General features: G+C 33.9%; 8 protein-coding genes. 4 read left to right on the top strand and 4 right to left on the bottom strand.

Annotated features, from left to right (window positions below; all coding sequences use genetic code 11):
• Nucleotides 1–29 precede the first annotated feature (29 nt).
• Nucleotides 30–2,351 (top strand): ABC transporter permease, encoded by a 2,322-nt coding sequence (locus KKG99_16120; GenBank protein ID MBU1014525.1) that lies wholly within the window; start codon nucleotides 30–32, stop codon nucleotides 2,349–2,351.
• On the opposite strand, the gene KKG99_16125 is transcribed toward KKG99_16120, so the two are convergent.
• Nucleotides 2,352–3,707, bottom strand: coding sequence for a GHKL domain-containing protein (locus KKG99_16125; protein MBU1014526.1), 1,356 nt, complete (start codon nucleotides 3,705–3,707; stop codon nucleotides 2,352–2,354).
• The gene (locus tag KKG99_16130) at nucleotides 3,694–5,088 is read right to left on the bottom strand and encodes a sigma-54 dependent transcriptional regulator (protein ID MBU1014527.1); all 1,395 of its coding nucleotides are present in this window, start codon (nucleotides 5,086–5,088) and stop codon (nucleotides 3,694–3,696) included. Before KKG99_16130 ends, KKG99_16125 begins: the two co-directional genes overlap by 14 nt.
• Before the next feature lie 224 nt (nucleotides 5,089–5,312).
• Here KKG99_16130 and KKG99_16135 point away from each other — a divergent pair, with 224 nt between their 5' ends.
• Both KKG99_16135 and KKG99_16140 read left to right on the top strand, forming a co-directional pair.
• The gene (locus KKG99_16135) at nucleotides 5,313–7,733 is read left to right on the top strand and encodes an ABC transporter permease (protein MBU1014528.1); all 2,421 of its coding nucleotides are present in this window, start codon (nucleotides 5,313–5,315) and stop codon (nucleotides 7,731–7,733) included.
• Nucleotides 7,734–7,775: 42 nt separating this feature from the next.
• Nucleotides 7,776–8,597, top strand: coding sequence for a hypothetical protein (locus KKG99_16140; protein ID MBU1014529.1), 822 nt, complete (start codon nucleotides 7,776–7,778; stop codon nucleotides 8,595–8,597).
• Nucleotides 8,598–8,658: 61 nt separating this feature from the next.
• On the opposite strand, the gene KKG99_16145 is transcribed toward KKG99_16140, so the two are convergent.
• On the bottom strand, nucleotides 8,659–10,011 hold the full coding sequence (locus KKG99_16145) for an ATP-binding protein (protein MBU1014530.1): 1,353 nt from the start codon (nucleotides 10,009–10,011) through the stop codon (nucleotides 8,659–8,661).
• Nucleotides 10,001–11,356, bottom strand: coding sequence for a sigma-54 dependent transcriptional regulator (locus KKG99_16150; GenBank protein ID MBU1014531.1), 1,356 nt, complete (start codon nucleotides 11,354–11,356; stop codon nucleotides 10,001–10,003). Before KKG99_16150 ends, KKG99_16145 begins: the two co-directional genes overlap by 11 nt.
• 210 nt (nucleotides 11,357–11,566) lie before the next feature.
• On the opposite strand from KKG99_16150, the gene KKG99_16155 reads away from it, so the two are divergent.
• Nucleotides 11,567–13,972 carry an ABC transporter permease gene (locus KKG99_16155; protein MBU1014532.1) on the top strand — a complete coding sequence of 802 codons (2,406 nt, stop codon included), beginning with the start codon at nucleotides 11,567–11,569 and terminating at the stop codon, nucleotides 13,970–13,972.
• The last annotated feature ends 5 nt before the right edge of the window (nucleotides 13,973–13,977 follow it).

Genomic DNA, 13,977 nt, shown 5'->3' on the forward strand with positions numbered 1-13,977 from the left:
TTATATGTGAAATCAAATTTTATTAAAAAATGATTAAATCTTATATCAAAATCGCTATCCGAAATTTTACGAGAAATATAACTTTCTCATTGATAAATCTTTTTGGACTGAGCATCGCTTTCGCCCTGTTCATCCTGCTTTCATTATACATTAGAAGCGAACTTACAACCGACAAACATATTGAGAATGTAGAAAATATCTATTGTTTGTATGAAAAAAACAAAAACCATATTTCAACCGCAGGTATGTTTGCTGAATATGTTAACGGCCGTTATCCTGAAATAAAACAGGTTTGCAGGAACTTTAAGTATGATGGGGAATTTTTTTTGAAAGACGGGAGTTTTGTATACTTTGACAGATTCATTACAGTCGATTCAAACTATTTTGAAATATTCAGGAACAAAGCCATACTAGGCAATCTTGAACATGCTTTGGATGGGAAAAACGGAATGGTACTGACCGAAACTGCCGCGAAAGCCTTGTTTGGTGATAAAAACCCAATAGGAAAAACGGTTAACTGGAACAACAATTATGATTTTGTAGTTAATGCCGTGATTCCGGATGTACCTGAAAATTCAAGTTACCATGCGGATTGTTACGTTTCGATCTTGTGCCTATTGGTTATTGACAAAGCAAAGCTTATCAGTCCCGGAGACTGGACCATAACAACCTTTGTAGAGGTCAATGAAAATGTGGATATCACAAAACTGGAAAAAAAGCTGAGTACAGATTTATTGGAACAGTTCAAACAGAATACCAATTGGGGCTTGCTTCCCTATTTGGATATTTACTTTAATCAACAAAAAGTCAATACCTATGGTTTCAGACATGGAAATAAACAATTTGTGCTGTTGTTTATTTGGATTGCGTTGTTTATCCTCGTCATTGCCTGCATCAATTATATAAATTTAACTACCGCCAAGACCGGAAGCCGGGCAAGAGAAGTTGGAATTCGTAAGGTTGTGGGCGCTTATAAGCAGAAGCTGATAAAACAGTTTCTTGCCGAATCCATCCTCCTGATCCTTTTTTCACTTGTTATTGGATTTTTATTGGCAGAATTTACAATTAATGAATTTAACCGATTGGCTGAAATAAATTTACACGTAAAGACTTTTTATGAATATCCATACAATATCGTGTTTATTTTAGGAGCAATTATTTTGGGAATAATTTCGGGCTTGTACCCTGCATTTGTTCTGACATCTTTTAAAACTGTCGAGGTGATAAAAGGAAAAGTAAATAAAAGTAAAGGTGGTGTAATTGCAAGAAAAGCACTCATGGTTTTCCAGTTTATTATATCATTGATTATGATTGTTGGTACCATTGTAATTTACCGTCAGATCAATTATGTAAAACAAATAAACCTTGGGTTTAACAAGGAACATGTGATCCATTTAAAAACCAATGATGCAGCCTATAAGAATGCACAGGACTTTAAAAACGAATTGCTGGCCATACTTGGAGTTGAAAAAGTTTCATTTTGTGCAGGTATTCCAGGGGATGTCACCAATGGGATCTATGATGAGATTGATGGCCAGGAAATCTATATGAAACATTTGTCTTGTGATGATGAATATCTGGATTTGATGGGCATGGAACTTGTCAGTGGCCGGAACTTTTCGGGTGTGGATGCATCTGATATAAGGAAAACCTATATGGTGAATGAAGCTGCAGTAAAAGCTTTTGGCTTGGAAAATCCATACGAGGTCAAATTTTTTGGTTTCTTAAAACTGATCGGGATTGTTAAAGATTTTAATTTTCAAAGCCTTCATCAACCGATTGCCCCATTATTTATTACCTTTTTGGATAACATGGAGGAAATAGTTATCCGTATTTCCGGCACAAATCAAACCGCCATAATTGATCAAATTGAAAAAGCCTGGATCAAAAAATATCCGAAAGACCCATTTTCTTTTAAGTTTGTTGATCAGGTTGTAGATCAACAATACAAATCCGAAGAACGCCTTGGCAAGATTGTGGGTTACTTTTCCATATTTGCATTGATTATTGCTTGTATGGGTTTATTGGGAATGACTTCTTATATGATACAGCAACGACATCGTGAAATCGGAATCCGAAAAGTTCATGGCGGATCTGTTCAACAAATTATCAATATGCTTTCTTTTGAGTTTGTGAAATGGGTCATCCTTGCTTTTCTATTATCCGTTCCGGTATCATATTATCTCATGAAAACGTGGTTAGCTAAAAACTTTACCTATCAGGTCGAGGTGGAATGGTGGATATTCATTGTAAGCGGAATTATAGTTGTTGTTATCTCACTCTTAACAGTTATTCTACAATCTTATCGGGCTGCTGTGATGAATCCGGTGGATAGTTTGAGATATGAATAATTAAAACATTAAAGTGAAAGTACTTCCTTTGTTTACAGTAGATTGAACAGAAATATTTCCATTATGCATCCGCATAATCTGGCGGGATAAACTCAATCCGATCCCACTGCCTTTTTCTTTGGTCGAGAAAAAAGGGATAAATATTTGATCAATGGTATCGGCCGGAATCCCCACTCCGTTATCCCGGATATCAATTTTAATTTGTGAGTCTGATTGATAGGCCTTTATTGTAATTTCTGGTTCTTTAACGATTTCGAGTGCCTGTATTGAATTTCTGACAATATTGAGCAGAACTTGTGAAAGCAATTTTGGATCGGCTTCTAAAATAAGATTTTCGGGCTGGGTTTCTGTCGAAAAGTTGATGAGGTTTTGTTGTAGCTCTTTATCCATGAAAGTGCTAAAGTCTGTTAAAAATTCATGGAGTTTTATTTTTTCGGGTTCGGGTTTTGGAAAATGTGTCAGGTTCCGGAAATTATTTGCAAAATTCAGTAAGCCCGAACTTTGTTCGTCAATGATGTGCAGGCCTTTTACCGTATCCTTAATAATTGCATCATTCAAATCCTTTGTTTTTTTTGCACTTTGTCGGTCTTCATGCGTTAAAAATTCTTTTAGTGTTTTGATGGATGAAGAAATCGGGCCGATGGAATTCATAATCTCATGATTTAAAACTCTAACCATTTTATACCAGGTTTCATATTCGTGCTTTTCGAGCTCAGTTTTAATATCTTTTACAGAGATTAGGATAAGATTCTCGTTTAAAAGTTTAAATTTTGTGGCTTGGATAGATAGTTGAGAGTAATTCCCATTGTGCTCAAAATTAACAAGTTCCTTTTTGAAAGGCTTAATAGTCTGAAATGTTTCAAATAAATGAGGGTAATTTGATTGTAAAAATTTACGACTAATTGATTGCTTGGCCTGAAGTAAGTTTCTTAATGCCGAATTGCTGAGTTTCACCTCTTTTTTTTCATTAAAAGCAATAAGCCCAAAATCGACATGCTCAACAACCTTTTTAAAAAAAGCTTCTTGTGCTTCATAACTGATTCGTTCGTCTGAAATTTTTACATTTAATTTTTCTAAAGAAGTTCTTAAATTATTATAGGATTTCCAATTTTGGATACTTTTGGGAAGCCAGGTAGTATCTTCATAATTGATTGAATCGAAAAAGATTGATAATTCGTTGTTTGTACTGTTTATTTTTCGAATAAGCAACCAGACTTGGATAAAAATCAATGCAATAAGATTTATATTAATTAGCAGATCTTTAACAATAAAGACAGAATATCCCAGAAGTATAGCCGTGAGGCTAATCAGGATTACCCGTATAATTATGTTTAAATAAAATTTATTCCTCAACATCGCCATCAAGATTTATTTTGTACTGTTTGATTTTACGATATAATGTTTGTCGGCCAATTTTTAGTTGGATGGCCGTTTTGCTTATATTTCCATTGTTCTTATGAAGGGTACTGGAAATGAGAATTTTTTCATTATCGGAAATGCTTTGTGGGTTTAAATTTGTATTCAGCTCATTTAAGTTCCTACTTTTTAGAAATAAGTCTTCCGGCCTGATAATTTCGGATTCACATAATATTATTGCCTTTTCAATGGTATGTTTTAATTCTCGGACATTGCCCGGCCATGGATATTGCTGTAATATTTCTATTGCTTCAGCATTAAATTTTATGCTATTTTTTTCATATTTGCGTTTGTACCGTTCCAGAAAATATTCGGCAAGTAAAGGAATATCCTCAATTCGTTCTCTGAGTGGAGGAATTATAAGTGTAATAGTATTTATTCGAAATTGTAAATCTTCTCTGAATAATTTTTCAGTCACCAGTTTTTCCAGGTCTTTATTTGTAGCACAGATTAAGCGGAAATCGACAGGGATTTGCTCATTGCTACCAACAGGGGTTACTTTTTTGTTTTGTAAAACATACAGGAGCTTTGATTGAAGTGAAACAGAAATATTCCCGATTTCGTCTAAAAAAAGAGTTCCGCCTGAAACGGTTTCAAATTTTCCAATACGATCTTCTTTGGCATCGGTGAATGATCCTTTTTTATGACCAAACAGTTCACTTTCGAAAATGGATTCATTCAGAGATCCAATGTCTACTTTTAAAAAATCATACTGTTTCTGTTTTGATCGTTTGTGGATTTCATAAGCCAGTACTTCTTTCCCTGTCCCGTTTTCTCCTTGAATAAGAATATTGACATCTGTTCCGGCCACTTTTTCAACTGTTTTAAATAAATGAGCAATTTGCTCGGATTTATATATAAATGAACTGTATTCGCTTTCTTTGCTTTCCTTTAAAACAATTTGCTTCTTTTTTAATGATTTTATTTCATCTCGTGATTTTTTTAACTCTAAAGCCGATTGAAGTGTCGCCAGTAATTTATGATTATCCCATGGTTTTAATACAAAATCGGTGGCTCCCTCCTTTATAACTTTAACAGCTAATTCAACGTCTCCATAAGCAGTGATTAGTATAATAACCATTGTAGGGTCTTCTTTCTGAATTTGTTTCATCCAAAAAATACCTTCATTACCGGTATTAATACTTGAAGTAAAATTCATGTCCAATAAAATAACATCAATGGGAACTGCCTTTATAAGCGCCAGGATTTGATCAGGCTTACTTAAGGTATAAACGCTTGTGAATTTGTACTTTAAAAATAACTCAAGCGAATTCAACACATTTTGGTTATCATCAACAATTAAGATATTTCCTTTGTTCATTATTTATACTTGATGTGATTATTTTTATTTGTTAAATATTAGGCTGGTTAAAAATAGTAAAATTTTAATTATTGACTGATAGTGATACAGTGCTGTATGATTATGGTACAATAAAGAAAATATTTTAATTGAATAAATAATATAATAGCTTGAAAAATAATCATATAAAAATTTGGTATAAATATTGACTACTTCAATATTATTCATTCAAAATACTCAGAACCATGTTTTATCATTATTTAAAAATAGCTTGTCGTTCCTTAATCAGAAATAGATATTTTACGGTTTTAAATATTATTGGCCTCTCAATGGGAGTTGCTGTTATCATTCTTATTCTGCTTTGGGTGCAGGATGAGTTAAGTTATGATAACTTTCATGAAAATCGCAAGGAGATATCCAGAATTTTAATGGCCAAAGATGATTTTGAGGGCCCAAGTATGATTTATCCACTGGCAGGTGTCATTAAAGAAGGCATTCCCGAAATATTGAATATCACACAGACTCGTTTTGTTGATCCCTTGTTAATAAACTATAACAACAAATCTTTTTACGAAAACAATGTTCTTGCAACGGATTCGGCTTTTCTTCAAATCTTTTCATTTCCATTACTGCATGGCAATATTAATGATGTATTAAAGGATCCCCAAAGTGTCGTTTTAACACAAGAAACTTCGGAAAAATATTTTGGGGATGAAGACCCGATGGGAAAGATATTAAAATTTGAAGGAAAATATAGTTTTAAAGTTACTGGGGTATTAAAAAATGTCCCTAAAAATTCACATCTGAAATTTAATATATTAGTTCCCCTGCAACCATTTATTGATGGGTCTTATGAAAATGTTGGTTATGGTACAGGCTGGGGTGATCCAAACTTTCAGGGATATATTTTATTGGGCAAGAATAGTAGCGATACGGTTGTTGCCAGAAAAATTACCCAGATCGCTCTAGAAAATAAAGCACCTCATGTTTATCGCTTGGGATATACCTTTAAAATCCAAAATCTTTCTCAAATTTATTTGTACCCAAAATCTTATTGGGATATTGCTAAAGGGGATATGAGAATGGTAATCATATTTTCATTGATTGCGGTTTTCATACTCATCATCGCCTGTTTTAATTTCATTAATCTTTCAACAGCTCTTGTTCATAAAAGGATGCGGTCGATTGGTTTCTATAAAATTATTGGGGCAAGCCGTTCACAATTAATTTTTCAATTATTGGGTGAATCATTTATCATCGCATTTCTCTCCCTGAATTTTGCTTTAATTATTGGCAGATTATTAATGCCAATTTTTAATGAAATTACGGGAAAGCAGCTTGAATTGAATATCGCAGATCCTCAATTGATAAGGTATATGCTTTTAATTTTACTTTTTACCGGTTTTGCAGCAGGCATTTACCCTTCTCTCATCCTTTCGCGTTTTAAACCTGTTGTTGCCCTTAAAGGTGAGTTTTCAAATTTAAAGAACTTAAAAGGAGGCCGTAAAGAGATATTACGAAAAACCTTGGTTGTGATGCAATTTATCATCTCTATTGCGTTAATTATTGGAACCATTGTTATTTATCGCCAATTCAATTATGCCATTTCCTCAAGCTGGAAATCCGGTAATGATTTTGTTATCCATCTTCCGGTGAAGGAAAATGCAGCCAGGGAATTTGATCAAATGAAATCTCGTTTACTTCAACACCCAAATATTGTATCTGTAGCCATGAAAGACTGTTTGCCTACAGAACTCAATAACAGTACGAGTGGTGTTTACTGGGATGGAAAGGGACCTGAACATGATAATGTGTGGATTGAAACTACGGCCGTTTCCTATGATTATTTTAAAACGGTTAATACTGATGTGGTTATGGGGCGAGACTTTTCTAAGGAATATGGAACAGACTCAATACATGGATTTATCATCGACGATGCTCTTATGAAAGTAACCGGCTACCATGATCCTATTGGACAAAATATAAAGTTGTATAGCTATCCCGGAAAAATAATCGGGGTGGTAAAAAATCAACTTTTTAAATCCATAAATAGTCCAAATAGACCAATGTTTTTTTATTTGATACCAAAAGGAATGGAAGCAGAAATGGCCTCCGATATATTGATCAGGGTAACTGGAATTGAACCTACTCATAAGGACAGCAATTTAAATCAATTGGTCGAATTTTTAGAAAAAGAATGGAAAGCGGTAAATAAAATAGCACCCTTTGAATATCATTTTCTGGACGAAACCATTAAGGCACAATATGCTAAAGAGCAGAACCTGGGGCGCTTGATCTCTTATTTTTCGGTTTTCACCATTTTTATTTCATGCCTGGGATTAATGGGCCTAGTGGCTGCAATCTCTCAATCCCGAACAAAAGAAATAGCCATTCGAAAAGTCAATGGTGCAAAAACCGAACAAATATTTTTTCTTTTATTAAAGGACTTTATGATATTGGTTTTTATAGCTACCGTTATAGCTTGTCCAATTGCATGGTATTTTATGAATGAATGGCTACAAAGTTACACTCTAAGGATTCAGTTGTCACCATGGATTTTTATATTTTCTTTTGGTATTCTTTCAATTATTTCGATTTTAACATTGGGAATTCAAACCTATCATGCGGCTTTACGAAATCCGGTTAAATCATTAAAGTATGAATAAATATTGCCAAGCATTAGAATTTCTATAATTTAAAAAAACAACATGGAAACAAAAAGAAAAATTAAGATGATTGGTATTTCAACACTATTTATTATTTCCGGTATTGCATTCGGACAAAACGATATCAAAACTAATAATACTTTGAGTGTTAATTCATCTTACCAGCACAATGATATTGATTTGGAAGGCAAGTGGCGGGCCGAGGGTCAATCGAAAATTATTTTGTCAGGCATTTTAAATACGAATATTGAACTTGGAAATTTATCATCAGAAGACCTTCGGGGCATGATCCGAACTTCTAAAAACGGGTTTAAAATTGAACGGGATGCCGGTATATTCTTCTTTGATAGAAAAAGCTCTGGCAGATTTTACTATCGCCCTAAAATGGAATATTTCAGTAAAATGAATGATTTAGGGTTTAAACTTTCAGCGAAAGAGGATAAGCCTTCAAGCTCATCTTTCTATCTCTATGCAGTTCACGATTTATCATACGAATATGCCATGAAATTGAAAGATGCAGGTTATGAAGGAATTTTATTAAATACACTACTCAAATTTCGTAGCACTGGAGTAAGTGTTGAATATATTAATGCAATGGCTGACGAAGGATTTAAAAATCTGTCTCCGGATGATTTAATTTTATTGAGCGTTCAAAAAATTCCAACTGAATATATTAGGTCTTTAGTCAGAATAGGTTATAAAAATCTTTCAATGGATGATTTAATTGTATTGCATGTTCAGAAAGTTCCAATCAATTTTATTAAAGATGTAATTGGTACCAGTAATTCACTCCCAACGGCTCACGAATTAACACTTATTTGGATGCATGGTAACAAGTCTTCTAAGTATAAACATCTTTTTTAAATAATTTTCTGTTAGAAGAAGCAGGAGATTTAAGCTAAGCGATTAAATCAATGTTTGATTTTTAAAATTTTAAAATGAATTGGGTTTGTTTCCCAGGGGTGGAATTAACTGAAATACTACCGTTATGCATCCGCATTATCTGGCGGGACAAACTTAAGCCTATTCCGGTTCCTTTTTCTTTGGTGGTATAAAAAGGAACAAAAATTTTGTCGATTTCATCTTTTGAAATGCCAATCCCATTGTCCTTAATTTGGATCAATACTTCATTTTTGTCAGTTCGATAGGCTTCAATAATGATCTGTCCATTATCAATTCCACTAAGCGCATCGATTGAATTTTTTATCAGATTTATAATCACCTGGGTGATTAGCTTTTCGTCCACCGTAAGGATTAATTCATTTGCTGAAATGGCTGAAATAAGTTTAATCCCTTTTAATTTTAGCTCCTCACTAAATAAAATATTGATGCTGTCAAAAAGTGCGCTTACCTCCACTTTTTCGAAAACCGGTAATGGGATTTTTGTAAGGTTTCGGTAAGATTCAACAAATTTTAACAATCCCTGATTACGCTTATCGATGGCATTCAGTCCTTCCAAAGCTTTTTCAATGGTTTCGGAGGAAAGCTGATCGATGGCTTTGGCTTTTTTATTGTAGGATAGTAGCCTGATGATGGTATTGGTCAGTGAATGGATGGGCGTAATCGAATTCATGATTTCATGCCTCATAACTTTAATCAGCTTTTGCCAGGCATCCAGTTCTTCATTTTCAAGTTCGGTACTAATGTTTTGAAAGGAATACAAACGCAAATGTTTCTCCTGGTTTTTAAAGCAACTACAACTGATGTTCAACATCAACATTTCCGAACCAACCTTTAACTTAAATAAACTTTGTTCATTATTTTTTAAACTATTGAGTTGTGCAACGAATTCCGGATATAGTTCCCGAAGCTGATTAATCGTTCTGATGTTTTCAATGTTTAATAACTCACGGGCAGCTTTATTCATCAGATCAATTTTTCCATGCTCATCAAACGAAATAATAGAGGTACCAATAATTTCGAGGGTTTGTAAGAAATACAGATGTTCTCCTTCCTTTTCAAGTTTTGAATCGGCGATTAACTGGATGATTTCATTATAAAGTTGGTTTAATTTTTCATTCGAGTCATTGGTATTTATTTTTTCGAAACGCTCCATCAATCCCTGGTTCTTGATTAGTTCCATGAAACGGGCAAATCGTCGATTGGCGTTTTTGATATAATTTGTCAGCCAAAAAATTTGCAGGATAAATAAGCCAAGAAAGGTAAATCTGGCTATTTGCAGATGTTCCTGATATAATGACCATGAAAACAATATACTAGTTAACCCAATCAAAATTATCCTGAAAACAATCCGAAAGTTGAATTGATTATAGACCATATTTTTTAAGTTTATTATACAAGGTTTTACGGCTGATCCCTAACTCATTAGCTGCCGAAGAATAATTACCTTTTGCTTTATTGATGGCTTTCAGGATGAGTTGTTTTTCGTTGTTTTCAAGATTTAATGAATCATTAGAACCTGAAAATTGTCCTGATAAAGCAGATTCATTGACATTAAAAACTTCAAGATCATTTAAAATTATCGCCTTTTCAATGAGGTGTTCAAATTCCCGAATATTCCCGGGCCATGAATATTTCTGCAAATTCTGGATATGCTTTTTTGTGTAATTTAATGAAGGCATCTTGTATTTTGACGAATATTTTTTCATGAACAAATCGAGCAAAGGTGGTATATCTTCAGTTCGCATCCGCAAAGGCGGGATTTCTATTTGGATGGTATTGATGCGATATAACAAATCTTCACGGAATTCAGAATTCCTGGCCATCTCGTACAAAGGCTTGTTTGTTGCAGTGATCAAACGAGTGTCAATGGGGATATTCCTGTTATCGCCAATTCGGGTCACTTGTTTGTTCTGAATTACCGATAACAATTTCGATTGTTGGTTTAAAGAAATATTCCCAATTTCATCTAAAAACAAAGTTCCTTCTGATGCGACCTCCATTCGGCCCGTCCGATCTTCTTTTGCGTCGGTAAAAGAACCTTTTTTATGTCCGAATAATTCGCTTTCGAACAATGATTCGCTTAATGAGGCTAAATCAACCTTAACAAATAATTCCTTCGACCGGTTCGAAATTTTATGAATTTCCCGCGCGATAAGCTCCTTGCCTGTGCCATTCTCACCCAGAATCAGAATGTTGGCATCGGTAGTTGCAACTTTTCGGATGGTCTCCCAAACGGTTTTCATCGCTGTTGATTCACCAAAAAATAAAGGTTGTTCATCAGCTACCGATTGAGAGATATGTGCTTGTTTTGCCTTCAGTTTTTGGATCTCCATGCGCGAACTGCGAAGTTTATATGCCGATAAAACCGTTGCCAAAAGCTTTTCATCAACCCAGGGTTTTTGGATGAAATCGGTGGCTCCTTCTTTGATGGCCCTTACCGATAATTCGATATCACCATAAGCTGTAATAAAGATGATGATGGCTTCTTTATCCATCTTTAAAATTTCACGCATCCAGAATATGCCTTCGTTTCCGGTACTTTTCCCGGTCGAAAAATTCATGTCGATGATAAATAAATCGAACGAATTTTGTTTTAGTAATGAAGGTATCAGATTTGGATTTTTTTCGGTCACAATATCAAACTGTTCTCCTAAAAAAAGTTTTAGGGCAAGCAGAATTTCTTCATTATCATCAACAATTAATATTTTTCCTTTTCTCATGTTCGCTCTAAAATATTCACAAATATAGGATTGATTTTTATAAATGAGTAAAAATTACCCTGAAAGTGTGAAAAAATTACCCATTTTAAAAAATGTATAACTTTGTATTAATCTCTATTTCAGCTTAATGTATGTTTGGCATGTCAATTGACAATAGCTACTCAAATAATTGTTAAATTCATGCATTGAGCTTGCTAAAAAAAAATAGCCATGATCAAGAACTACCTAAAAATAGCAATAAGAAACCTGAAGCGAAATATAACGATTTCAACCATAAATATTTTGGGTCTGACATTAGGGCTTTCCATAGCTTCATTAATCGGCTTATATGTCCAGAATGAATTGACGTATGACTCTTTTCATAAAGATGCCAAGTATATTTACCGGATTTACCAGGTAATGGAGTTTGGAAAATCCAGAGCAGAAGGTCCTGAGGTTAATGCACCTTTGGGCCCCTATATGGTTAATCATTATCCTAAAGTAATAAACCAAACACGCGTTTCAAGAAACAATAATTTTAAGTTAATAATAGGCGAAGGGTCTTTTGAAGAGAAGTATATTTATGCTGAACCCAGTTTCTTTGAGATCTTTTCTTATCATTTTATTTTTGGTGATTCAAAAACTGCCTTGGTTGATCCATTTTCATTAGTGCTGAGTAAAAAAATGGCTGAGAAATTGTATGGCAATATTAATCCTGTTGGTTCAGTGATAAAAGATGAAAATGGAAAATCATACAAAATTACAGGGGTAATAGAAAATGTGCCTGAAAATTCTCATCTGAAATTTGATATTATTAGTTCATTCGCCACTCAATACTCACTTAACGAAGGGAAAAACAATATTGATGGTTGGGGCTTATTAGATTATAAAACCTATTCAACATATATCAAATTAGCTAAAGATTTTTCGCCGGAAGAATTAAACGAAGGATTCGAAAATATTTCGAAAACTTATCTGTCAGACAATCCAATGTTTACCTTCAAATTCAGGCTTCATGAGTTGGAAAAGATCTATTTGTATTATGGTGGAGAAGGCAATAGGCCAAGGGTCATTCTCTTTAGTATTATTGGGTTTTTTGTGCTCATTATAGCTTGTATCAATTACATGAATTTAAATACGGCAGATGCACTTAAACGGCTCAAAGAAATAGGTATGAGAAAAGTCTTAGGTGCAAACCGTAAACAATTGATTAGGCAATTTTTGACTGAATCCATACTACTAAGTATTATCGCATTATTTTTAGCGCTGACATTAGCCGAAATTCTATTACCGATGTTTAATTCTGTATTACAAAAGAACCTGCAGTTTGCTTATGCTGGCAATTGGAAACTTACTGTTTCTTTCATATTAATGGCGATTGTAACAGGGGTTTTGGCAGGTTCTTATCCGGCATTTTATTTATCATCAATCAAACCGGCAAATGCATTAAAAGGAAAATTTGTGTTTGGATCGGGACATGCCTTTTTCAGGAATGCACTGGTCGTTTTTCAATTTGCAATCACAACTTTTCTGATCTGTTGTACCGGAATTATTTATATGCAAATCAGGCATACGAATAAAGCAGATTTAGGTTTTAACAAGGATAATATTATTACCCTCCGTTTATTTCCTAAAAACAACAATACTAATATTGTAAAACGAACAGATGACTTATATAATAGCGCTTTGCTAATTAAAAATGAACTATTACAATTCCCTGAAGTATCTGATGTGACTGTCGCATCAGGTTTTCCTTTTGGCTCATTGGGATATGATCGGTACAATTGCGATGACTTTGAAAAGCCAATGTTAGCAGCAACTTATTTTGTCGAAGCAAATTATGTGAGTTTGCTTGAATTTAAATTGATAAAAGGTCGGGACTTTTCAGATGAGGGCACTTTAGAAAATAACAGTGCTTTAATTAATGAAGCTTTTGTAAAAGAAGCAGGCTGGGTAGATCCTATCGGGAAGACATTTACACCAGGTAATGAAGCAACTAAAATATTCAGAGTGGTTGGTGTTGTTAAGGACTTTCATCAGAGACCATTTTATGATAAAATATTACCAACTTGTATAATTTATAATATTAACACAGATTATATAAATAACATTGGAATTAAAGTGAACGCCGGAAATATTCCTCAGATTCGGGAAAAAATAGAACAACTAGGCGATGAATTGAATCTTCCTTACAATGTTAATTTTTCCTTTATCGATCAAGATGTCAAAGATGAGTATGAAGAGGAATATCGTACAGGTAAAATGTTTACAAATTTTGCCATCCTTGCTATTATAATTGCCTCAATGGGGTTATACGGACTTGCTTTGTTTATCAGTCGCCAGAAGACAAAAGAAATTGGGGTAAGAAAAGTTTTTGGCGGAAGTGTAAGTGAAATTATTCTTATTCTTTCAAAAAATTTCATAAAACTTATTATTATTTCTGCAGCAATTAGTATTCCGGTGGCCTGGTATTATATGGATAAATGGTTACAATCATTCGTTTATCAGGTGGAAAATAGATGGATTGTATTTGTGTTGGCGACAATTTTATCCATTGTTATTGCCACCGCGACCATCTTTTATCAATCCTACAAAGCTGCTGCTGCTAATCCGGTCGATTCACTTAAGTATGAGTAATAATT

The sequence above is a fragment of the Bacteroidota bacterium genome, assembly GCA_018816945.1.
Lineage (GTDB): Bacteria > Bacteroidota > Bacteroidia > Bacteroidales.

Bases quoted from the DNA above. Each gene is read 5' to 3' on its own strand.
- KKG99_16120 (MBU1014525.1), top strand. From the start codon at position 30: ATGATTAAATCTTATATCAAAATCGCTATCCGAAATTTTACGAGAAAT.
- KKG99_16125 (MBU1014526.1), bottom strand. From the start codon at position 3,707: ATGTTGAGGAATAAATTTTATTTAAACATAATTATACGGGTAATCCTG.
- KKG99_16130 (MBU1014527.1), bottom strand. From the start codon at position 5,088: ATGAACAAAGGAAATATCTTAATTGTTGATGATAACCAAAATGTGTTG.
- KKG99_16135 (MBU1014528.1), top strand. From the start codon at position 5,313: ATGTTTTATCATTATTTAAAAATAGCTTGTCGTTCCTTAATCAGAAAT.
- KKG99_16140 (MBU1014529.1), top strand. From the start codon at position 7,776: ATGGAAACAAAAAGAAAAATTAAGATGATTGGTATTTCAACACTATTT.
- KKG99_16145 (MBU1014530.1), bottom strand. From the start codon at position 10,011: ATGGTCTATAATCAATTCAACTTTCGGATTGTTTTCAGGATAATTTTG.
- KKG99_16150 (MBU1014531.1), bottom strand. From the start codon at position 11,356: ATGAGAAAAGGAAAAATATTAATTGTTGATGATAATGAAGAAATTCTG.
- KKG99_16155 (MBU1014532.1), top strand. From the start codon at position 11,567: ATGATCAAGAACTACCTAAAAATAGCAATAAGAAACCTGAAGCGAAAT.